Origin of the sequence: Breznakiella homolactica, assembly GCF_016616095.2 — a bacterium.
Classification (GTDB): domain Bacteria; phylum Spirochaetota; class Spirochaetia; order Treponematales; family Breznakiellaceae; genus Breznakiella; species Breznakiella homolactica.
The window spans coordinates 3,272,181-3,293,688 of sequence record NZ_CP067089.2 but is presented as its reverse complement, the minus strand read 5'-3'; the positions used below and the strand labels follow the sequence as shown (position 1 = coordinate 3,293,688).

Genomic DNA, 21,508 nt, shown 5'->3' with positions numbered 1-21,508 from the left:
AGAATTTACCCTTCGGTCTGGCCGCGTTTCCGCAGATACGCGGCGAACCGCTTCTTGTTGCCTGAGGTAAAAGTCTTTACCAGATCCTTTCCATCCACTTCCTGCTTTCCGGTGAGGTAATTATACAGAATTGTATGGGAGTCCGAAGGGCCGCCGGAATTTTTAATCAGCGCCTCCGCTGATTTGGAATCGTCGAACATGAATTTATTCAGTTCCCTGAAGTACTTGTAGTACTGCTTTTTAACGATATTCATTATCTGGATGAAAATGTCATTGTTCGCCGCAATAACAATGGACAGATGAAACAAATAGTCGTTCCGGGTGTATTCCTCGTAGTCGCGGTTCCTGAGGGCTTCTTTCATGTTCATGTACGCGGTCTCAACGCCGCTCAGGTTTGCCTTTCCGTTCTGCTCAATAACGAGCTGAATGGATTTTGTTTCGATCGCCTCACGGAGGTCGTTGATCTCGTTGAATTCCTTTTCCGTCAGGTCCAGAACCTGGGTTGAATCGGAGAAGCTAAATATTTCCTCCGGGCTGATAACGTAGGTACCCTTTCCCTGTTTGACTTCCACCAGGCCGATAGCCCTGAGACGCTGGATGGCGCTGCGCACGGAGATACGGCTGACATTAAGCATTCTGCAGAGCTCCGGCTCTGAGGGGATTTTTTCCCCGCTCTTCCAGGTCCCGGCTTGTATGTTTGCGAGCAGGCGGTCATACACGATATCGTCAATGCGCTGCTTCGGGATAGCTTCCATTTTTTTTCCTTTACCTGTAATACGGCATACAGCTATAGTAATTTCCTTAATCCCCTTTGTCAAATAATATTCAGGATTTATGCATCCGGGGTATAAATAAATTTGACAAAATTGTCTTCCTGGTTTATTCTGCTAAATCATAAGTCGTATTATGTGTTACGTCTTAAGACTTACAGATACGGCTATTATTCATTGTACAAAGGAGACGGAGATGAAAAAAAGACCTCTATGGTTGCTCTGCGGCATGCTCTGTATAGTCAGTCTGCTCAGCTGCGGAAATAACAAAAAAGCGGATACCGATGGCAAGATCACCCTTACCATCGCGTCCGCCATGGTAACCGAGGACCCCGAAGGCGGACTGGAACAGGCCCTGGCGGATGAGTATATGCGGCTCAACCCCAATGTGACGATTAAGTTTATTTCCACACCGGCGCCGGAAATCTCAAAGCGCATGGTTACCCTGGCGGCGAGCAACGACTTGCCGGACATGTTCTTTGTGCCCAATGATTTTATGCCGCAGCTGTACACCATGGACATTGTGGCCGACCTGGAAGGTCTTTTAGGGAAGGAATGGCTGGACGGATACAACCAGAACCTTCTGCGGGACGCGAAAATCAACGGAAAGATGATGACCATTCCCTGGTACGCCTCGCCCTACGCCGTAATCTACCGCCTGGACTGGTTCCAGGAACTGGGGCTCGCCATTCCGGAAACCTGGGATCAGTTCATTGAAGTCGCCAAGAAGATGACCCGGGATACCAACGGCGACAACCGCACCGATAAATGGGCCTTCAGCATGGTGGGTACCCGGAACAATTCCGGCGAGCAGCGCTTTGTGCTGATCAGCAAATCCTTCGGCGCGGATGAAATTTACCAGGGCGCCGGCGGCAAATGGGTTTCGGATATCAGCACCCCGGCCTTTAAAAACGGCCTCAGACTGTTCACCGAACTGTATACCAAACACGGCGTCGTTCCTCCGGGTCCGGTGGAAGTTGACTACGCCGGCTCCATGACCCTCTTTACAACGGAACAGACCGGCATGATTTTGTCCGGCCCCCATTCCCTGGGCTTCATCACAAAACAGAATCCAAGCCTTGACGGGAAACTGGGAAGCTTCGTCATTCCAAGGGACAAGGAGCATATTTCCATTTCCGGTATCGGCGGCTACACTATCACCAAGACCAGCCAGCACCAGGATGTGGCGGCGGATTATATGAAGTTCATCACTAACAGGCAGAATGCCATTGATTTCGGCAGAAAGACCGGCCGGATGCCCACCCGGACCGACGCGGCCAGTGATCCCTTCTTCAGTTCGCCCCTGTTCTCGGGATTCCTGGAAGCCATGGATTACTGTGTTGAAATGGAGACGTTCCCCGCGTATCCGGCGCTCCTGGACGCCATAGGGGAAGCGTATTCAACGATTCTGGCGGGAAGCGAAACCCTGGACAGCGCATACAGCAAGCTGACCACAAAAACGACCAGGATTCTTGAAGAGAATAATTAGCATCTGCGGGGAGCTCCCGGAATAAGTTTTTCCGGGAGCCGCCTGCCGCCGTTTTTTAAAAGCGGCGGCAGGATATTTTATCAGCGGCAAAGAGAGCGGCGCGTGGCAAACAGGAACATTTCCGCCGGTACGGTTTTACCGGCGAACCGGAAACGACAGATTCTTTCAAACAAAGAACTGACCGGGTATATTTTTATTTTTCCCACCGTAGCCATTCTGGCGCTGCTGGTGGTGTACCCGCTGCTCTACGGTTTTTATATCAGTTTCTTTAAAACCAATCTTATCCAGCGATGGGATTTTGTGGGCCTCAAATACTATATCGAGGCGTTCACCAGCTCGGATTTTATGCAGCAGCTGGGTACCACGGTCCGGTTTACGTTCTGGGTCGTCCTCGGCCATTTTTCCATCGGCATGATCCTGGCGGTCCTGCTGAACCGGCAGTTTAAGGGAAGAACACTGTTCAGAATTATCCTGCTGCTTCCCTGGCTTTTTCCCGAGAGTGTCATTGCCCTGCTGTTCAAATGGATATTCAATCCCCTGTACGGAATTTTTACGCATTTTATGGAATTTATCGGCGTCATTGACGGGCCGACTTCGTGGCTCGGGACATCGGGGACCGCTTTTCCTCTGGTGGCGGCGGTCTGTATCTGGAAAGGGTACCCCATGATCATGCTGATGATTTTGGCGGGGCTCCAGGCAATTCCGGCGGACCTCTACGATGCCGCTAAAATAGACGGCGCTTCCCGGAGCGCTACATTTTTTAAAATAGTTATCCCCAGCCTGCGGCCGGTGCTTATGGTCACTTTGGTGCTGGATACCATCTGGTGGTTCAAACATTATACCCTGGTCTGGGTGCTGACCGGCGGCGGCCCCGGAAATGATACCTCCATTGTAAGTATCGCTATTTATAAGGAAGCGTTCGATAATTTTGAATTCGGCAGAGCCGCGGCAATGTCGGTTATCGTTTTCTTTATCTGCTATATCCTCGGATATCTGTACAGGAGAATACTCGACCGTGAATAACAACCAAAAAGCCCTGCTCCGCAGAAAAATCGGGGACATTGGGGTTTACGCAGTTCTGCTGGCGTTCTCGGCGCTGGTACTCATACCGGTCCTCTGGATGGTTTCCACGGCTTTCAAGAGCAATGCCGAAACCATGACCGTACCGCCGGTATGGATACCAAAGCATATTGACTTCAACTCCTTTAAACGGCTGTGGATCGCCTACCCCTTCGCGACTTTTTTCAAAAACAGCATCATTGTCGTGCTGGCTTCCATGATCATCTGCGTGTTCTGCTCATGCCTCGCCGGATACGGCGTGACCCGGTTCAAATTCCGGGGACGCAATTCCCTGATGGCCTTTGTGCTGATAACCCAGATGTTTCCGTCGGTGATGCTCCTGGTTCCGTTTTACAGCGTCATCAATTCCCTGGGGCTGATCAATACACACATGGGACTCATCCTGGTGTATATTTCATTCACCACACCGTTCTGCACCTGGATGATGATGGGATTCTTCAAATCCCTGCCTTTGGACCTGGACGAAGCGGCGACCATTGACGGATGCAACGCGTGGCAGACTTTCTATAAAGTTATCCTGCCCCTCACCCTTCCGGGCATCGCGTCGACTTCACTTTATTCGTTCATTACCTCGTGGAATGAATATATGTTCGCGTTTATCCTGACCAATTCGGCGGAGATGCGGACCATTTCCGTGGGGATCGCGGAACTGAACGGGTTTCAGCAGATACTGTGGAACGATATGATGGCGGCGTCCCTGATAGCCAGTGTGCCCCTGATTGTCCTGTTCGTCTGCCTGCAGAAATATTTCGTCAGCGGCCTTACGTCAGGCGCAGTAAAAACTTAAAGGAACAAACCATGGCTGTAACAATACGGGATGTCCGGGTAGTAACCACCCGGCCGGCGGGCTTTAATCTGATAATTGTCCGGATCGACACTTCGGAACCGGAACTGTATGGGCTGGGATGCGCCACTTTTACTTACCAGTACAACGCGGTGGCTTCGGTTATTGAGGAATACTACAAGCCGCTCCTGATCGGCAGGGATGTTTCAAAAATCGAGGATACCTGGCAAATGCTGTGCACCGCGTCCTACTGGCGGACCGGCCCGGTAACAAACAACGCCATCGCCGGTATCGACATTGCCCTGTGGGATATAAAAGGCAAAATGGCGGGTATGCCGCTGTACGATCTGCTGGGAGGAAAGGCCCGGAACGCTGTTCCGGTTTACCGCTACGCCCAGGGCAGTGTCCTTGGGGATGTTGTCGAAAAGGCGGCGGCCCTCAAAGAGGAAGGAACCCAGTATATCCGTATTCAGTGGGACAATTTCAATAAAAAGGAAACCCGTGACCGGGCCCCGGAAAACGCCGCGCCGGGATTTTATTTTGACCCGGTTCAGTACGGCTATGACGCGGCGGCCATGTTCGAGGCGGTCCGGAAGGAATTGGGGGATACCGTGGAGCTGTGCCACGATGTGCACGAGCGGATACCCGTTTCATCCGCGCCGTGGCTGGTAAAGACCCTCGAACAGTACCGGCCGTTTTTTCTGGAAGATATCTTTCCGCCGGATCAGGCCGGCTGGTTCCGCCATATCCGGAGCCAGTCATCGGTCCCCCTGGCCATGGGAGAGCTGTTCACCAACCCAGTGGAATGGGAAGAGCTCGTCAAAGACCGGCTTATTGATTTTATCAGGATACACATATCACAGGTCGGCGGTATAACACCGGCCCGGAAAGCGGCGGCATTCTGCGAACAGTTCGGAATCCGGACAGCCTGGCATGGCTCCCCCGATATGTCTCCGGTCGGCCATACGGTCAACGTCCATCTTGATACGGCTGTGTACAATTTCGGGATTCAGGAATGGCCCGATCTGGAGGAAATTCTCTTTGAGATCTTTCCCGGCACACCGGTACTGAAAGGCGCGTATGTCTGCGCCAATGACAAACCCGGCCTTGGCATTGAATTCAATGAAAAACTTGCCCTGAAGTATCCCGCCGAGAATATCCTCACACCGTGGCTCGAGATGCGGCGGCCCGACGGGTCCATGCAGCGGCCGTGAGACAGGAAGCGGCGGCATGCCGCCGCCGCTTTAGAGTTACAATATTCCGACAAGCGCTCCGGCGAGGATAACGATTGTTCCTATCGCGAAGAGCCGGATAAAACCGTATTTAAGACCTTCACCGTATTCAATGCCGCAGAGGCCCATGCCGAAATAAACCGTCGCGCTGGTCATGCACAGGCCCACGCCGTAGTTGTGGGCCAGGGACATGGTGAGCCCCGCCTTTACGGGATCCACGCCGAAGTGTGAACCGATTTCAATCAGTACCGGAAGGATGCCGAAAATTTTGGTGTCCGTATCGAATACGATTCCCAGGGGAATCGAGATTATTCCCATAACAATGTGAATGATCCTTCCGAAAGCGTTCGGGATCGCGGAAATAATAACCTCCGCCATGGCCTTTACCATGCCGGTGCCGCCCAGGATACCCATGAATATACCCGCGCCGATGATGGTAAAAATCATGGGTAGTATATTCGCAGCCTGGGCTTTGATCCGGGCAGTCTGTGCCTTTGAGCCGCCTTTGCCGTAGTTTACGATCAGAGCGAGACCGGCGCCGAGGACGAAGGGAAGGTATGAGGGAACACCCAGGAACAGCAGAACCAGCACACCAACAGTTAACAGCAGATTAAACCAGATCAGTTTCGGCCGTTTATGGGACTTTTCCTCTTCGGTAAATTCCCTGAGGTTTACCGAAGCGGTGCCGGACGCGTCGAAGTACCCGCGTTTCGTTTCCTGGCGGGCTATGAGCACGCAGTTGGCCGCGACCAGTACGAGACCGAGAATCTGAAGGGGTATGACGGATTTCCAGAGGGTTACCGGATCCTGGCCGACCACGGTTCCGATCCTGCCCATGGGGCCGGCCCAGGGAAGGATATTCATCACCGCTACCACGGAAGTTACGGTGAACCATAAAGTGACCCGACGGATTTTGAGCGCGTCGATTACCGGAAGCATTGCCGGAATGGTAATCAGCAGGGTGGTGGTTCCGGAGCCGTCCAGGTGGGTGACCAGACTGATTAAAGCGGTAATCAGCAGGACGCTTGCCAGGTTGTTTTTAATTTTTCCCGTAAGCCATTTGATAAGTCCGTCAAAAAGGCCCGCGTCTCCCATAATGCCGAAATAGGTTATGGAACCGATAAACAGCGCCGCGATGGGCAGAACCTTGCCGATGCCCGAGGCGGCGAATTCCATAGTTTGCATAAATCCTTTTCCGAGGATCAGGGAAAAAATAATCGGCAGTGTTACGAATACCGTCACCGGCAGCATTTTAAATTTTGTCAGCAGAATGATCATAACAACGATCATGATAAATCCGACAATGGCTAACATAGGAATCCCCCTAAAAATAAAAGATTACAGTTCCACATCGAGAATGAGGGTATACTGCTGCCCTCCGTGCATGTCCTTCTCATACCGGTATCCCTGGGGATTTTTCCGGGGAATCGATATTTTGATTACGTTGATATCGGGAACGAAAAACAGTTTGACCTGGTCCGGTTCCGCGCCGTATATCCGGGCGAAGGTTTCGGCGCGGATATTTTTTGAGTTCTTGAATTCCGCGAAACGCTCCGGACCGTCACAGAAAATATCGATGGTGAACCAGAACGGTCCCGCGCTTTTTGAGCGGATGTATTTTGCGGTCTGATAAATTGTTGCCATACCCTTACCCTCTTTTCCCGATATCGGTATATTCGATGGTTACCAGCTCAAGCGGATCAGCGAGGTGCACCACATGGTTAAGCCTGAACTCATAAATCAGGCCCCGTTCAATTTCCGCCGGGGAGAATGGAAACGCGAAAGACGGAAGCTGTTCATCCTGGTTTACGGGATAATGCAGCAGCATCGGATTAAAAACTTTGGCGACCTTTGTGGCGAGTTCCTGGGTATCCGCGGTAACGATGAAGATAAGCCCAATCTCCTTGGGTACGAAACTCCCCGGCGCGAGATCCTCGCCGGTGACGGCGTTGAATCCGTAGGGCTTAAAGGCGTAGCTGTATCCGCCGGACAGACCGATCCGGTCGAGCCGCTTCTGGACATGGTCCTTCATGCTGTTTATCCAGCGCCAGGGATCCGACATGATCCGCCGGTCCGCGATTCCCACCAGGGATACGGTCTGGTAGCCCGACGGCGAAGCGCCTTCCAGCTTCATGGTGTAGGGTTTCTTCTCGATGGAGGCGCCGGTGATCCGGACTTTGGTTCCTTCAATCTCTGTGTAGCGGGCGTGCTCAACAGCAACCGCCACTCCCGGTTCGGTCAGGATGAAGGGGTCGGAATTCTCATAGAGCATATGAGCCGACGTGGAATACGCGGTGCAGCGATTGCCCGGCGCCGTCGCCTCAACGGTGACCCCTTCCTCATCGAAGGTGAGGAAAACACCGCCCATGGGGTCAACGCAGCACAGCGCGCCGCACTCGGCGATTTTCGCGCCGTGCCAGGCGGCGGCTTCATCGCATCCCCGCAGAATGGGCATGGCCGCAATAATCGCGGTGTCCGTTGCCCTTCCGCAGAGAATGACATCGGCCTTTTCTTCCAGCGCCCGGATAAAAGGTTCCGCTCCGGCCAGGGCGACAATATGGGAACATTCATCAAAGGTTTTTGCGGTAATTTCCGGTGCGGCCTGCAGAGGGGTGATTTTACCCTTATTGAATTTTTCCCTGAGAACTTCCGGATTCTGTTCGGAATAAATTTTCGCGACCCGCAGTGAAATTCCTTCTTCTTCACATATTTCCGCGCACATTGCCGCGATGTCATCGACACCGATATTGCTGCCGCAGGTTCCGCAGCTGCCCACGGCCACCGGGACACCAAGCCTGTGCCCCGCGAGGACCATCATCCGCAGATCCTCCTTCACCGATTCCCGGGCGTATTTTCCCAGACCGGTCCCCAGGTAATACGGCCCCGAATCCGTGGATCCCGCGTCACAGGCAATGATGTCAGGGCCAAGCTGGATGCCGCCGTCAAAAGCGTCCTTGCTTATTCCGGTTCCCATGGCACCGAATGGCACAAATACCTTACATACGTTCATTTCAGCCACCTTCGTATTTTGAATAATCCGTTCCGACGGTTTGCCCTTTTTTGCATAAAAAAGGGATGCTATAGCGTTATTCAACCATAGCACCCCTCATATCATAAGTAAAATATTAATAATATATAAAAAATATAGATAAAACCTATAACAAGCCCATACGTTCAGGTTTATAAAATTCTTTAATCACATTGATCAGCGCCTGGGCCGAGGGCGATAACGTTTCCTTTGATTCATAGGCGGCGGTAAATTTGTAGATTATTGGGGGCTCTCCGACCGACAGCAGTTTTAATCCCGATCCGGGATTGATAGTCAAATACGTCGATGTAATAAACGCGAGTCCCATCCCCGCGGCAGCCAGGTTGCACGCCGTAATCGCGCTGCTGGTCTCGAGCCGGATCTTCGGTTCATACCGGGCGGCGGCAAAAAGATCGTTCGCCGCCTGGCGCATCCGCTGCCCCTGTTTCAGCAGAATAAAATTTTCATCCTTGAGAATTCTCAGATCTATCCAGGGAAGGGAGCATTCCGGCCTGGACTGTGTTTGTTCCAGAACCGGAGAATCCGCCGGAACCGCCATAACTATTTCTTCGGGGAACAATTCATCGTAATCGAAGGCAAAATGCCGGAAAGGGAAATTCGCCAGACCGAAGTCAACGTGCCGGTGGTGGACGAGCTCTTCCAGCTGATGGGCCGAAGCGGTCTCGATAAGTTTTACCGTTATCGCCGGATAATGTTTTTTGAGAAGGGGCAGAATTTCGTGCAGGCAGAAAGTCCCTCTTGTGGCGGTAACTCCGATGGTAACCTCTCCGCCGTCCAGGTTCTGAATATTCCGCAGGTCCCTGGACAGCGCGGCGTCAAGATCAACAATCTTCTGCGCGTAGTCAATGTACAGTTTCCCCGCGGAAGTTAAGCGCAGATTTCCTTCAACCTTGTAGAAAAATTTTATTCCCGATTTGTCTTCCAGTCCCCGGATGTACATGCTTAACGACGGCTGGGAAATATTAAGCTTTTTCGCGGCGCCGGAAATACTGCCGCATTGGATGACCGTCAGAATATATTTGTATTCTTTTATATCCATAATTCCGTCCCCGTCCGGCGGTCAGTAACCCAGATCCTGTTCAACGATGAGAACCTCAATCCGGTTCTCGTCGAACTGTCCCTGGATTACCGTCATGTAATTGCATATTCTTTCCGGGCCGGCGCAGTCCATACACCGGCCGGTTTTTGCGCAGGGTGTTTTCCGTCCGAGCCTTCGGGCATCCATCGGCGCGGCGGTGTTCCGGACGCGGAGGACCGCCGCCTCATCATCGGGAACAATTTTATTTGTTCCGCAGAGGAGGAATACTTTTTTCGGTCCGTAAATAATGGGAGCGGCCCGGCTCCCGTTTCCGTCGAGATTAAATATTTTTCCTGTTTGAGAAAGGGCATTGATTCCGGAAAAGAAAAAATCGGCGCTGAAATTAGCGAGATACAGCGCCCGTTTTTCATTCTTTGTAATTCCTTCGGTGTATTTGTCAAGGAAGACACAATTTCCGGAACGGAGATAATCGTAGACCCCGAGCTGTTCCAGGGTTACCGAGTCCCCGGCCCCGGCGGTGCAGCCGGGAAACAGAAAACTCCCGAGGTATCCGAAAAGCTCCCGGGAAGTTTTAAAACATTTGCCGGGAATCCGGTTTTTCCGCAGATTGGTTAGGACCGATTCAACCGTATCCATAGGAGTAAAGTATACCCTATGGATACGGCGGCGGCTACAGCAAAACCTCGTCCATTTTCGCCGCGGCTTTCCGGTTTTGCGCCGGCTGTTTTCTGAGGGGCCATTTCTTCCATACTATGATACCGAGAGCGAAGGTCAGCACTTCCGCAAAAGTCACCGCGAGCCAGAGGCCGGTATCCGGGAACAGCAGAGGAAGCACTATCAGCCCCAGCACCACCGGAACGGTACTCCGGGACAGGGAGATCACCAGGGATTCGGCGGACCGTTCCATGGACTGCAGAAACGAAATCATCAGGATATTGATTCCCGCCGGCAGGAGGTTAAGAAAATATATCCTGGCATTGTCAGCGGCAAACTGCAGCAGCGGAGGATTATCCCTGATAAAAATACTGAAGAAGTTTTTCCCGAAGAAAAACAGCAGTCCGTAGAATACAATCCCAAGCGCAGCGGTAAACAGCAGCATCGCTTTGAAGAGTTCCCTGATCTTCCCTTTTTCGCCGGCGCCGGAGAAAAAACTCACCGCGGGCTGAACCCCCTGGGACGCGCCGAGAAAGGCGGTCAGACAAATGAGCGCGGCGTATCCGATGACCATGTACGCGGCCAAGCCGTCTTCGCCAAGGCCGTTCCGGATAATAAAAATATTGTACATCAGGGTCACAAACCCCAGGGAGAATTCCGCCACAAACGCCGGCGTCCCGTTCTGCCCGATCTTAACAAGGGTACTCATGGAGAATGAGGGCCTCCTGAAAAAGAGTTTGCCTTTTTTCCGGAGGAAGTGGGGAAGCAGTATGAGTACGCTGAATACGGGGCCGAGCCCGGTGGCCAGGGCAGCACCGGCCATACCCATGTTCAGAGGATACATAAACACGTAGTCCAGGAGGATGTTTGAGAGTGAACCGATGGTAAGCGCCGCCATGGCGAGGGTCGGCCGCTGGTCGTTCCTGGCGTAGGTACCCAGGGCAAAACTGAAAATAAGGAACGGCGAGAATGAAATAAAATACCGGAGATACGTGACCGTATCGCCCAGCAGCACATCGGTGGCGCCGAGGAACCGGGCAAGGGGAACAATAAAAATATTTCCCAGAACCGCGAAGGCGGCGCCCACGGCCAGGGCTATGACATTGGAAAAATTGAATACCGCCACGGCGCCGTTTTCGTCACCCTGCCCGAGCCGGGTGGAGATTATAATTCCCGTTCCCACGGAAATAAGCATGGAAAGGGCGATGGTGATCTCCACCACCGGAACCGCCACACCCGCCGCGGCCAGGGCGGTACTGCCCAGCCGGTTCCCGATAAAAATTCCATCCACAATAAAATAGATTGAGTTAAACACGAGGCCGATCATCTGGGGGATGACGTAGCGGAGGATGGTAAAACTCGTTTTGGTTTCCGTGATTTTCATACTTCCTTCTCCTTACGGCCCCGGAAACCAAACCACAATTCCCGGGGCACAAAAAAAGGCCTTAAGCGCGCATTGCTTAAGGCCTATCATGCGATATTAAGTCCCGGCGGACTGTTGGATTCCCGATTAAAGGAAAATAAAAAACAATGGCCGTATACGTACATATACAGCTTTTACTTCTGTATATAAGATACTTACTTTTTCCGGTGAAGTCAAGCCGGGCCGGCGCCGGGCGGCAAACTACCGGCGAATTCCCGCTTTGACGGCTTGTAGGTTTTTTCTTGGCAGCGTTATCGTAACTATTGTGCCTTTTCCCGGGGCGCTGTTTACGGTCAGGGTGCCGCAGCACATCGCGGCGAGCCGGTTTCTTACGTTTTCAATACCCACATGGGAGCGGCCGTCCCTCCCGGTATGGGAAGGATCGAAACCGGCTCCGTCATCGGCGACGGTAATAACAATCTGTTCATCAGCCTCAGCCGCGGTGATACGGATTGTACCGCCCTGCGTCCGGGAGACCCCGTACCGGACAGCGTTTTCCACCAGCGGCTGGAGTGTCAGGGAGGGAATCAGGAAATCCCTGACGTGGATATCCAGTTCCAGCGAGACCAGATCACCGAACCGTTTTTTTTCCAGGGAAAGGTAGTTTTCTACGTGGCGCAGTTCTTTGTCAAAGGGAATAGGTGTCTTCAGCTGCAGGGAATCGAGATTCCCCCGGAGGTACTCGGCAAATTCCATGACCGCCTCTTTCGCCTTTGGCGGGTCAATATCGCACAGCTGCTTGATCACCACCAGGACGTTATACAAAAAGTGAGGCTGGATCTGACTGAGCATAATCGAGATTCTGCTTTCCGCCAGTTCCTGATCTTTTGCTTTAAGCAGTTTTGTCTGCTCAACCTGGATACTGACATAAATTATCAGCAAAGAAAGGGTAGTACCGATATAGAGCAGGGTCAGCCCGTAAACAAGTATCTGGATAATCATCGCCGCCACGGGAAGTACGCCATAAGACAGAAAGGAAATGAACTCACGCCGGTTCATGGCCTTGCGGTACAGGATGATGATGGCGGTATCGGTGAGCATGATAATGATGGCCCACACCTGGGACAGCCAATACCATTCACTCCGGTGATACACATTGTTTTCATCAAAATAATAATACATGTGGTTGAACTGGGAAATAAAAACCAGCAGCACCGCGGCCGCGCAGAGTCCGGATATCACGTATACCGGAATCCGTGATATTTTTGTTTTTCCCGCAAGGTAGGTAATAAGATAATCATTAAAAAACGCCAGAATAATATATCCGAAGCTGTACACGCAGAAATTAGCGATCCGGATCAGGTAATAACTGTACCACTGGGTATTGCTGTCCAGAATCCAGGTGACGGCGTCACTGAGAAGAACTCCAATATTAAAGGCCAGCATTATTATGAAAAGACGGTTCAACCGGGTATTCCTGTTCTCACTGATCGACAGGCAGACGATAATTATCAGTGAAAGGATACTGCTGAATATTTCCAGTGAAATATTGATACTGCCAATGGTGTTCACCTCTGACCTCCGCCGGAACGGCCCATCCAAAATGAACCGCAGTCAACATTTTCACAATACCTTGCTGTCCAGATACCCGATGATGAAATCAGCCCAGCTGTAATTCGACATGTATTCTCCGGTGTATTCGTTCACCGCCTGAGGATCACCGCCGATAAACCGGTAATAATCACAGTTGATCATGGATATATCCACGGAGGTACAGTTATAGGACCTGTGAATTATATTCTGAATTCCGGCATCTTTAAAATCCTTTAACATGGAAGACAGGCACGTCTGGACCTGCTTTTGGATGGAAATACTGTAGGGCTGGTTTTCAAAAAGGACGGAGGCTATTTCCTTTGAGGTACATCCCGTTCCGCGTTTATGAATAAGATACGCGAACAGTTCCTTGGATTTGCTCCGGGAAAAGTGAACGGTCCTGTCCCCGGCAAATACTTCGAAATTGCCGAAGGTCTGGACCCGCACCCTGGGATCATCCCGTACCGGCACCGGATTCCGGAGATTATCCATGACGCTGGCGATCGCCTCCGGGGATACGGGTTTAAGAATATAACCGCTGGCAAATATGGAAAAAGCGTCCAGTGCGTATTCGGAATAACCGGTCACAAAGACAATGTTGGTTTTAGGGGAAATATCTTTTAATCTTTTCGCGAGCTCAAGACCGTTCAGCCGGTCCATCTCGATATCCAGAAAAGCCACATCCACCGTATTTTGTACCGAATACTCAACAGCCTGCATGGGTGTAAGAAACTGACGGATTGATACATCCGGCGCGGCGGAAGTGATCGCCTCAGTCAGGTCCTTCAGAGCGAATAGTTCATCGTCAACCGCGATGCAGTTCATCTGCTCCTCCTTTCATGCTGATGTTCCTGTTTATAATACCACAATAGGCGGCATATCTTGTGTATTATGCAAGTATAACAACATCAAACTAACACCAAATATGCGAAAATTCAGGGTGAAAAATGATTTTATTGGCGTTACGGGATTTTTTCTGCGAAAAAAATGCACCTGGTATTATCAGCAGTACGGACAACCGGAAATATAAGAATGTTATACGGGAAAATAAAAGATATTTTCCGCGGCCGGGGATATCAGTCAGCCCGAAGAATCCCCGTTTTCCCGCATCCTGAGAGCCCTGGAAATATTCAGGATTCCAACCACCATGGAAGCGCCGCCGAAACCCACCAGGAAATTACCGAAACCCTTAACCGGGCGGAAAAGAAAAAAAACAATGAGACCGGTCCCGACCAGGAAAAATACCGCGCCTTTGATCAGCAGTTTTTTTTTCATCTACGAATCCAGATTTAACAGGTATGAACGGAGATTAACCCCTTTGTTTTTAATCCCCAGTTTATCCCGGAGACTGTTACGGTGATTTTCCACTGTTTTCTTGGCAATGTCCAGGGCTTCGGCAATGTCCTGGGAGCTTTTGCCCATACGGATGAATTCGGCGACTTTTATTTCCGATGGGGTGAGAACCTTGTAGAGGGCTGAAAAACTGCCCGCCGGAGCGAGGACTTCCTCCAGGTTGTGGTGAATAATATCGAGGCATATCCCGATGATGGGATCGCTGACGCTGCGCTGAAGTTCCTCCAGGGCGGGGAGATATTTTTCCTGTATTTCCTGGTAGAGCTGTTTTTTCTGCTCCAGGGATTCTATACCCCGGATTTCGTCCAGGAGGCGGAGGGCTGCGCTGAGATCTTCCACACCGATCTCCGTACGGGTATACTCCTGTTCTTCCCGGGCCAGCTGCACCGGTTTCTGTTGGTTAAACAATGTAATCTGCAGAAAGTAGAGCCCGCTGAAATTCTCCTGGGAAAAAAGAATAAATTCCAGGACCGTACTCTTAAGGGTAATCTCAAAATTCCCCGCGGGAGTAACGGATATGTATTTCCGTATCTGGTCTATGGTATCCCGCTGCAGTATATATTCGGCATCCGAAAGGGTATCGAGGTTTTTCCGATTGGGAAGATTATGGTACAGGATGCGCTCGTCCCCGCGAAAAACCAGGAAATACAGGCTGTTCCGGGCAACGAGGTATTCCAGGAAGGAAACTTTCCGCCGGGTTTCCTCCTGTTCCTGATTGAGTTCCTGAAACAGGTCTTTAAGCTGTTCTTCCCGGTTTTTTTCCATGGTATCCATTTTATCAGGAAAGTCCCTCTTGGCAAACACCGTGGACAGGAACGCTCACGGCAACCACGGTATAAATGGATCTAAGCACTGAAGCATAGAGATACCGAAGATAGGGGTCCTGTCCGGGCACTGGGGATATGGCGGTGCGTCGGCCTGCGGCCTAGAAAACCGCTCATATCCCCAGTGCCCGGACACCCCGCGTTACCGGTACACACCATGCTTCTGTGCCATTGCCGGTATACTGCGATTGCCCTGCAGGTGATCTGCCGCAGACGCAGAGGGCTTTTCCTGTAACACAGCAAGGGGCCTCCGGTCCAGCAGGACCGAAGGGCTTCGTACTGAATTAAATCCTGACGCTTACCGGCGGGTTTCCCATTCCTTCCGGGGATTTTTCCCGGGCGGCAAGGATTTTTGCCGCCTCTTTGGCGGAACAGGTCCGGCTCGAATAGGCGCACAGGTAGGTCACGGTTTCGGGATAGTTCGATAATTCATAAGAACTCCGCAGCCCGAGAATCACCGTCTTTGCGCCATATTGTCTGCAGAGGTCCGCCGCCAGGGCCTGCTGTTTTTCCTTGTCGAAATCCTCCCCGGGCAGGGGGTAATCCTCGGTAACAACAACCAGAGCCGCGGCCTTTTCGATCTCCGCGGTTTTTTCTTTGACATCCTCGTAATCGACAAAGAGGGCATTTTTTTCGATAGCACCGAAGCTTTCCCTGAATGTATCGAAGGCTGGTTTTTCCTGGTTGGGGCCGATACCCCGGGGATTCACGATGTTTTTATAGCTCTCCCGGGGGTTCGCGTTGATACAGACAATGGAACCCTCCGCTGGCAGCGGCCAGAGGTTTTTCTGGATCAGCACAAAGGCCGCCCGGGCGGCTTTTTCCTCCGCGCCGGCAATCGCCTGTTTCTGTGGGGCGGTGAGCGCCGGGCCCCGGACCTTCATGCGGTTGAGTTTGAGATCCAGGATACGGTGGAGCTTTTCGTTTACCTCTTCCGCGCTGAGAACGCCGGATTCAATTGCTTTCTTCACAATTTCTATAGAAGCGATCTGCTTGGGCAGATACTCGCCGCTGTGGTCGTAATGCTCCTCCGCAAGCATAACCACGTCGACCCCGGCCTTGAGAGCCAGCAGGGTCGATTCCGCGGGATCATAGAATTTGCGGATCGCCCCCATGTTCATGCTGTCCGACAGAATGATTCCCCGGAAGCCCATCTCCATACGGAGGAGATCCTGGAGGATGGTTTTTGAAAGTGTCGCCGGATGGTCCTTGTCAACCTGGGGATACCGGATGTGGGAGGTCATAACGATATGGACACCGGCTTTGATTCCCGCCAGGAACGGCAGGAGATCCGTCTTGCGCAGCTCATCGAGAGATTTGTTCACCTCCGGAATCACCCGGTGGGTATCGCCTTCGGTGGCGCCATGGCCGGGAAAATGCTTTACCGTGGTTACCGTTCCCGTGAGAAGCGCGCCCTTTACCGCGGTGTCAACGCAGGCCGCCACCCGCTCCGGGAACTCCCCGAAGGACCGGGTCCCGATGATCGGAGACCGGGGATCGCTGTTTACGTCGGCGCAGGGGCCCAGGAGACAGTTGTACCCGACGGAGAGCATCTCTTCTCCCAGTGCGCGGTACATGCCGCTTACAAGACCGGTATCCCTGACCGCGCCCAGGGCGAGGTTGCCCGGGCCGGGGTGGGACTCGGGAATCAGAACGCCCCAGGCGCCTTCCTGGTCCACCCCAAGGAGAAGCGGAAGGTTCTGGAATTTCATGCTCATGGCCTGGATTTCCGCGGTGAAATTCTCCGCCTCCGCGAAGGTGTCGGCGTTATCCTGGCTGATGTAGCAGCCGCACAGGCCGTACTGCTCTAAGAGGGGCTGGATAACCTTGGGATCCTTGCCCGGATACGCCAGAAGGAAGAATTGGCCCGCTTTCTGGGCGGCGCTCATTCCGTCAATGATTGCCTGGATTTCAGTTTTGTCTGCCATGGTTTATATCCTTTTTTCCCGCATCGTCAGGGATACGGATACGATTATGATGAGGCCCCTGAAAATCATCTGCTGATCCACCGACAGGCCTAACAGAATGAGTCCGTTGTTGAGGATACCCATGATCAGGGCGCCCAGTACGGAACCGATGACCGAACCTTTGCCGCCGAACATGGAGGTACCGCCGATGATGACCGCGGCGATAACGATCATCACGTCGTTTTCCCCCAGGGAATACCGGGCTCCGTGGAGCCGGCCGGCGTAGAGGATACCCGCCAGGGCGGCCAGCACGGAATTGATGACCATTACGGCGATCTTCATCCGGGGAACATTGATGCCGGAATACAGCGCCGAAATTTTGTTTCCCCCGGCGGCGAGCACCTTCCGGCCGAAGGGGGTTTTCTTGAGCACCAGGTGGCCGACGAAGGCAGCCACCACGGTCCAGATAAAGAGAACCGGGATCGGGCCGATGTCGCCGGACCCGAAAATAAACGTAAAGGTATCGTTGTTGATGGCGATGGACTGGAGGTTGCTGATCCACCGGGCCAGTCCCAGGATAATGCCGCTCATGCCCAGGGTAACCAGGAATGAGGGGATACCCACTTTGGCCACGAAAATTCCGTTGATAAAACCAACCACGGCCCCGGACCCAAGTCCGCAGAGAACCGCCAGGGCTATGTTTCCGGTAGACCGCAGCAGGAGGGCGGTAATAATCGCGGATAATGCCACCACCGATCCGAAGGCAAGGTCTATTTCCTCCGCCGCCAGCACAAAGGTCATGCCCACAGCCATAATGGAAATCATGGCGGTCTGGCGGGCGATATTCATCAGGTTGGAACCCGACAGGAATCCTTTATCAAAAAGCAGTACGGAAAAAAGAAGGATAATGCCGGCGAAAATAAAATATATTACGTGATTGCGCCACTGCACTTCCTTTAGTTTTGCGGTAACTCTATTCATTTATTCCTCCTGGATATCCGGTGTGCTATTAGAGTTATTCGATAACTTCAGTTATCGAATAACTACCGCTGAAAAAGGCATGTTTTATGGCCTTTAGGCTGTAAAACTGCAAGACTTGTGAGATAACCAACCGGGTTATCTCACAAGTCTACTGAACCTTGTACAGCAGGTCGTCTTCGCTGATATGATCCGCCAGAAAATCCGTCACCTGGCCTTTCTTCATAACGTAAATTGAATCGCAGAAATCCACGATCTCGTTGAACTCCGAGGAAACCATAAGCACTCCGTTTCCCTGGGCGGCGTAATCGTGGATTATCTTCATAATCTCCCGCTTGGCATGGACGTCCACACCGAAGGTAGGATCATCCAGGAGCAGGATTTTTGAATCGCTGGCCAGACTCTTGGCTACCACCACCTTCTGCTGGTTGCCCCCGGAAAGGTAGCGGACAATCTGGTTCGGCCCCCGGGTCTTTACGTTGAGGGTTTTAATGTAATGGTTGGCCAGGTCGTTCCGTTTTTTATCGTCGATCATAAGGAATTTCCGGAGCCGGTTGAATATGGAGAGCACCATGTTCTCCCCTACGGGGAAATCCAGCACCAGCCCCTGCTCCCGCCGGTTTTCCGGTATCAGGGCGATACCGTGACTGATGGCTTCCGTGGTGGAAGGAATCGAAACCTTCTCTCCGTTTATAAAAATATCACCCGAAATGATTTTATCGATTCCGAAAAGCGCCTTGAGCAGTTCCGTCCGGCCGCTGCCCAGAAGTCCGGCGACGCCAACGATTTCACCGGGATAGATGCTGAGGGAGATCCCGGTGACCTTGGCGGTACTCAGGTTTTTGATTTCCAGAAGGGGTGTTCCCTTGCGGAGATCCTGCTTCCGGATCCACTGTACGGCTTCACTCTCCGAGCCGGTCATGGAATCGATCAGGAAATTCATATCGATCTCATTGGTTTCCTTGCGGAAAATAATCCGGCCGTCCCGGATAAGGGTGATGGCGTCGCAGATCTTGAAGATATCCTGCAGGTAATGGGTTATATAAATAATCGAAATCCCCTTGCTTTTAAGGGTTTCGATTACCGTGAACAGCCGCTCGATTTCCGTATTGGATAGAGAGGCCGTGGGTTCGTCGAGAATAAGAATACTGGGATTGTTGGAAAGAGCCTTAGCGATTTCCACCAGCTGCTGCTGGCCGATACTCATATCTTCCACCAGATCCTGGGGCCGGATTTCGGCGTCCACACCGATAAGCTCCAGCAGTTCCCGGGCCCGGCGGGAGTTTTCCCGGTCATCGATGAGCGGGCCTTTGCGGTAGGGGTTGGTCTTAAGGAAAATATTTTCCGCCACGGTCATGCTGGGGATGAGGCTGAGATCCTGGAACACCATGGCGATGCCCGCCTCCAGTGCGCCTTCGGGATTTTCATAATTAACCGGTTTTCCGTGGATGGCGATGGTTCCGGAATCACGTTTATATACACCGTTGATGATTTTTACCAGGGTTGATTTACCCGCCCCGTTGGTTCCCACCAGGGCATGGACTTCCCCTTCCTTAACCCGGAAGTCCACATTGTGCAGTACCTGTACGCCGTTAAAACTTATGTTCAGTCCTTCGGCTTCAATTGAATATTCACTCATGTCCGCTCCTTGGAAACCCGGGACACAACACGCCCCAGGTTTCTCCGCGCTTTTCCGGCGGCTGATACCTCCGGAAAAGCGCGCTATTACAGTTCAATTGGTTTTTACTGCATGGCCTGCTGTACTTCCGGCGGCAGGGGCCGGTTAAGGGAGCGCTGCCATTCGGTTCTGATGTTGTCCTTGGTTACCTTAATAGCCGGTACGGTTACGAACGCCGGGGTATCCTTGCCCAGGGCGCTGAGAGCGCCCATCTTTGCCAGGGTTTCACCGAGTACGTAGGGAAGGTCCGCCACCATGCCCTTCATGCTGCCGCCTTTGACCAGATCCATGGCGCTGTTCGCCCCGAGGTCAATGGTAAAAACCCCTACATCCTTCCGGCCGGAAGCGCGGACCGCGGCCACGGTGCCTTCGGCGATGCTGTCCCAGGGCGCGTACACCGCGTTAACTCTGGGATACTGGGTAAGAATAGCCGACGTAATAGTATCGCCGTCGCTGGGATTTACGATGCCCTGCTTCGTAACGATCTTGATCTCAGGATAATCCCGGCGGAGGACCGCCTCAACGGCCTTGTCCCGCTGGTTGGTAACGTAGTAGTCCGCGTCATGGAACATGAGGGCCACTTCACCTTTGCCGCCCAGGGAATCACCGATCATTTCCGCCACGGACTTGCCCATGGCAAAAAGATCATCCGTAACAATCCCCGCGTAATCTTTCCCGTGGACAAAGCCCGAAGGAAGATTACTGATAAGCACAACCTTGACGCCCTGGTTGATTGCCTGGCGCAGGGCCACGGCGCCGCTGACGGGATCCACCACCAGGGTCACAATAATATCCGGTTTAAGGGCAAGGGCTGTCTCGATATCGGTCCGCTGTTTGTTGGAATCCATCTGGGCGTCGGTTACGGCCACCACATCGATGCCGAGTTTTCCGAACATATCCCGGGCGCCGGCGATAACCGCGTTGACCCAGTCTGTGGATTCATGCATAAGAATCGCGGCTTTGTACCGGTTTTGTCTGACCGCGGCCATGTCGGCATCGGAAAGTACCACATCGTCGTAGCTCGTGGGGGACTCGCCGCTGGGGCCCTTAGTTTCGTATACAAAGGTTTCCGTGGTGCCGGAATCCTTTGAACCGCCCGCAAAAACGGATGCCGTCATGGCCAGGGCGAGAAGACAGGAAATAAGTAAAACATAGATGTTTTTAAGATTCCTCATAAAATACTCCTCCTGAATAATAGGTATTCACCCACTATACGCCCGGTTTATAAAATTTGTCAAATAAAAAATAGGTATTTTATAGGTATTTTTACATCTATCATGAAAACTCAAATCTCAGACAGCACAGAGCCGGTTAAGATAGTAACGCCGGGTCTTTCGTATAAAACGGCTTTCGAGGCCGCAGGCCGACGCGCCGCCATTCTCCCTTTTCCATGACAGGATCCGCAGAACCGTACCCCGGGTACTTGCCGGCTTGCCATACTCGGCGCTTCCCCGCATATTGACGGATCAATAAACCGGACTTATACTAAAATCCGCGTATTTCAAAGGAAGTGGGGTGAAAATCCCCCGCTATCCCGTAACTGTAACCGGGAACAATCCCGCCATACGGCGTTTCCAGCAGGAAACGTCCAGCCACTGGCCCAGAAAGCCGGGAAGGCAGGCGGGAACGGAAAAGCCCCATGGGCAATACCCGGAAGCCAGGAGACTTTGGTATGCGGAAGGTCCCGTCCGGGATCCGAATCAATTTTTTTCTGG

The 21,508-nt window shown here is 52.4% G+C and carries 19 protein-coding genes and 1 riboswitch; of the genes, 4 read left to right on the top strand and 15 right to left on the bottom strand.

The window, feature by feature from the left end; all coding sequences use genetic code 11:
• Positions 1–5 precede the first annotated feature (5 nt).
• Positions 6–755 carry a FadR/GntR family transcriptional regulator gene (locus JFL75_RS14880; RefSeq protein ID WP_215627468.1) on the bottom strand — a complete coding sequence of 250 codons (750 nt, stop codon included), beginning with the start codon at positions 753–755 and terminating at the stop codon, positions 6–8.
• A gap of 211 nt (positions 756–966) precedes the next feature.
• Here JFL75_RS14880 and JFL75_RS14875 point away from each other — a divergent pair, with 211 nt between their 5' ends.
• The 4 genes from JFL75_RS14875 (at position 967) to JFL75_RS14860 (ending at position 5,337) form a co-directional block, all read left to right on the top strand.
• Positions 967–2,259: an ABC transporter substrate-binding protein gene (locus JFL75_RS14875; protein ID WP_215627467.1), complete on the top strand. Its 1,293-nt coding sequence runs from the start codon at positions 967–969 to the stop codon at positions 2,257–2,259.
• A 102-nt stretch (positions 2,260–2,361) separates the two neighbouring features.
• Entirely contained in the window at positions 2,362–3,282 is a 921-nt protein-coding gene (locus JFL75_RS14870; protein WP_215627466.1) for a carbohydrate ABC transporter permease, read from the top strand.
• Complete coding sequence (locus tag JFL75_RS14865; RefSeq protein ID WP_215627465.1) at positions 3,275–4,126, top strand: carbohydrate ABC transporter permease; 852 nt, start codon at positions 3,275–3,277, stop codon at positions 4,124–4,126. The genes JFL75_RS14870 and JFL75_RS14865 overlap by 8 nt, the downstream gene beginning before the upstream one ends.
• A gap of 11 nt (positions 4,127–4,137) precedes the next feature.
• Positions 4,138–5,337 (top strand): enolase C-terminal domain-like protein, encoded by a 1,200-nt coding sequence (locus JFL75_RS14860; protein WP_215627464.1) that lies wholly within the window; start codon positions 4,138–4,140, stop codon positions 5,335–5,337.
• Positions 5,338–5,373: 36 nt separating this feature from the next.
• On the opposite strand, the gene JFL75_RS14855 is transcribed toward JFL75_RS14860, so the two are convergent.
• The 14 genes from JFL75_RS14855 to JFL75_RS14790 form a co-directional block, all read right to left on the bottom strand.
• Positions 5,374–6,669, bottom strand: a complete 1,296-nt coding sequence (locus JFL75_RS14855) for an SLC13 family permease (RefSeq protein WP_215627463.1) — start codon at positions 6,667–6,669, stop codon at positions 5,374–5,376.
• A 24-nt stretch (positions 6,670–6,693) separates the two neighbouring features.
• A complete protein-coding gene (locus tag JFL75_RS14850) occupies positions 6,694–6,999 on the bottom strand; it encodes a DUF4387 family protein (protein WP_215627462.1) in 306 nt (101 codons plus the stop codon).
• Between the two features lie 4 nt (positions 7,000–7,003).
• Complete coding sequence (locus JFL75_RS14845; protein WP_215627461.1) at positions 7,004–8,365, bottom strand: acyclic terpene utilization AtuA family protein; 1,362 nt, start codon at positions 8,363–8,365, stop codon at positions 7,004–7,006.
• 145 nt (positions 8,366–8,510) lie between these two features.
• Entirely contained in the window at positions 8,511–9,443 is a 933-nt protein-coding gene (locus JFL75_RS14840; RefSeq protein WP_215627460.1) for a LysR family transcriptional regulator, read from the bottom strand.
• Between the two features lie 21 nt (positions 9,444–9,464).
• Positions 9,465–10,079 (bottom strand): lactate utilization protein, encoded by a 615-nt coding sequence (locus JFL75_RS14835; RefSeq protein WP_215627459.1) that lies wholly within the window; start codon positions 10,077–10,079, stop codon positions 9,465–9,467.
• A 34-nt stretch (positions 10,080–10,113) separates the two neighbouring features.
• Positions 10,114–11,481, bottom strand: a complete 1,368-nt coding sequence (locus JFL75_RS14830; RefSeq protein WP_215627458.1) for an MATE family efflux transporter — start codon at positions 11,479–11,481, stop codon at positions 10,114–10,116.
• Between the two features lie 240 nt (positions 11,482–11,721).
• Entirely contained in the window at positions 11,722–13,032 is a 1,311-nt protein-coding gene (locus JFL75_RS14825) for a sensor histidine kinase (protein ID WP_215627457.1), read from the bottom strand.
• 51 nt (positions 13,033–13,083) lie between these two features.
• On the bottom strand, positions 13,084–13,878 hold the full coding sequence (locus JFL75_RS14820) for a LytR/AlgR family response regulator transcription factor (protein WP_215627456.1): 795 nt from the start codon (positions 13,876–13,878) through the stop codon (positions 13,084–13,086).
• Between the two features lie 255 nt (positions 13,879–14,133).
• The gene (locus tag JFL75_RS14815; RefSeq protein ID WP_215627455.1) at positions 14,134–14,328 is read right to left on the bottom strand and encodes a hypothetical protein; all 195 of its coding nucleotides are present in this window, start codon (positions 14,326–14,328) and stop codon (positions 14,134–14,136) included.
• Positions 14,329–15,171, bottom strand: a complete 843-nt coding sequence (locus tag JFL75_RS14810) for a response regulator transcription factor (RefSeq protein ID WP_215627454.1) — start codon at positions 15,169–15,171, stop codon at positions 14,329–14,331. It lies immediately after the preceding gene.
• A 343-nt stretch (positions 15,172–15,514) separates the two neighbouring features.
• Positions 15,515–17,158, bottom strand: coding sequence for a glycoside hydrolase family 3 protein (locus tag JFL75_RS14805; RefSeq protein ID WP_215627453.1), 1,644 nt, complete (start codon positions 17,156–17,158; stop codon positions 15,515–15,517).
• A gap of 3 nt (positions 17,159–17,161) precedes the next feature.
• Positions 17,162–18,118 (bottom strand): ABC transporter permease, encoded by a 957-nt coding sequence (locus tag JFL75_RS14800; RefSeq protein WP_215627452.1) that lies wholly within the window; start codon positions 18,116–18,118, stop codon positions 17,162–17,164.
• Between the two features lie 148 nt (positions 18,119–18,266).
• Complete coding sequence (locus tag JFL75_RS14795; RefSeq protein WP_215627451.1) at positions 18,267–19,754, bottom strand: sugar ABC transporter ATP-binding protein; 1,488 nt, start codon at positions 19,752–19,754, stop codon at positions 18,267–18,269.
• A 104-nt stretch (positions 19,755–19,858) separates the two neighbouring features.
• Positions 19,859–20,968 (bottom strand): substrate-binding domain-containing protein, encoded by a 1,110-nt coding sequence (locus JFL75_RS14790; protein WP_215627450.1) that lies wholly within the window; start codon positions 20,966–20,968, stop codon positions 19,859–19,861.
• Positions 20,969–21,259: 291 nt separating this feature from the next.
• A riboswitch (cobalamin riboswitch) is annotated at positions 21,260–21,482 on the top strand.
• The last annotated feature ends 26 nt before the right edge of the window (positions 21,483–21,508 follow it).

Coding starts and splice junctions, on each gene's coding strand:
- JFL75_RS14835 (WP_215627459.1), bottom strand. CDS start 10,079: ATGGATACGGTTGAATCGGTCCTAACCAATCTGCGGAAAAACCGGATT.
- JFL75_RS14840 (WP_215627460.1), bottom strand. CDS start 9,443: ATGGATATAAAAGAATACAAATATATTCTGACGGTCATCCAATGCGGC.
- JFL75_RS14880 (WP_215627468.1), bottom strand. CDS start 755: ATGGAAGCTATCCCGAAGCAGCGCATTGACGATATCGTGTATGACCGC.
- JFL75_RS14810 (WP_215627454.1), bottom strand. CDS start 15,171: ATGGAAAAAAACCGGGAAGAACAGCTTAAAGACCTGTTTCAGGAACTC.
- JFL75_RS14850 (WP_215627462.1), bottom strand. CDS start 6,999: ATGGCAACAATTTATCAGACCGCAAAATACATCCGCTCAAAAAGCGCG.
- JFL75_RS14790 (WP_215627450.1), bottom strand. CDS start 20,968: ATGAGGAATCTTAAAAACATCTATGTTTTACTTATTTCCTGTCTTCTC.
- JFL75_RS14875 (WP_215627467.1), top strand. CDS start 967: ATGAAAAAAAGACCTCTATGGTTGCTCTGCGGCATGCTCTGTATAGTC.
- JFL75_RS14805 (WP_215627453.1), bottom strand. CDS start 17,158: ATGGCAGACAAAACTGAAATCCAGGCAATCATTGACGGAATGAGCGCC.
- JFL75_RS14855 (WP_215627463.1), bottom strand. CDS start 6,669: ATGTTAGCCATTGTCGGATTTATCATGATCGTTGTTATGATCATTCTG.
- JFL75_RS14845 (WP_215627461.1), bottom strand. CDS start 8,365: ATGAACGTATGTAAGGTATTTGTGCCATTCGGTGCCATGGGAACCGGA.
- JFL75_RS14860 (WP_215627464.1), top strand. CDS start 4,138: ATGGCTGTAACAATACGGGATGTCCGGGTAGTAACCACCCGGCCGGCG.
- JFL75_RS14795 (WP_215627451.1), bottom strand. CDS start 19,754: ATGAGTGAATATTCAATTGAAGCCGAAGGACTGAACATAAGTTTTAAC.
- JFL75_RS14815 (WP_215627455.1), bottom strand. CDS start 14,328: ATGAAAAAAAAACTGCTGATCAAAGGCGCGGTATTTTTCCTGGTCGGG.
- JFL75_RS14830 (WP_215627458.1), bottom strand. CDS start 11,481: ATGAAAATCACGGAAACCAAAACGAGTTTTACCATCCTCCGCTACGTC.
- JFL75_RS14820 (WP_215627456.1), bottom strand. CDS start 13,878: ATGAACTGCATCGCGGTTGACGATGAACTATTCGCTCTGAAGGACCTG.
- JFL75_RS14800 (WP_215627452.1), bottom strand. CDS start 18,118: ATGAATAGAGTTACCGCAAAACTAAAGGAAGTGCAGTGGCGCAATCAC.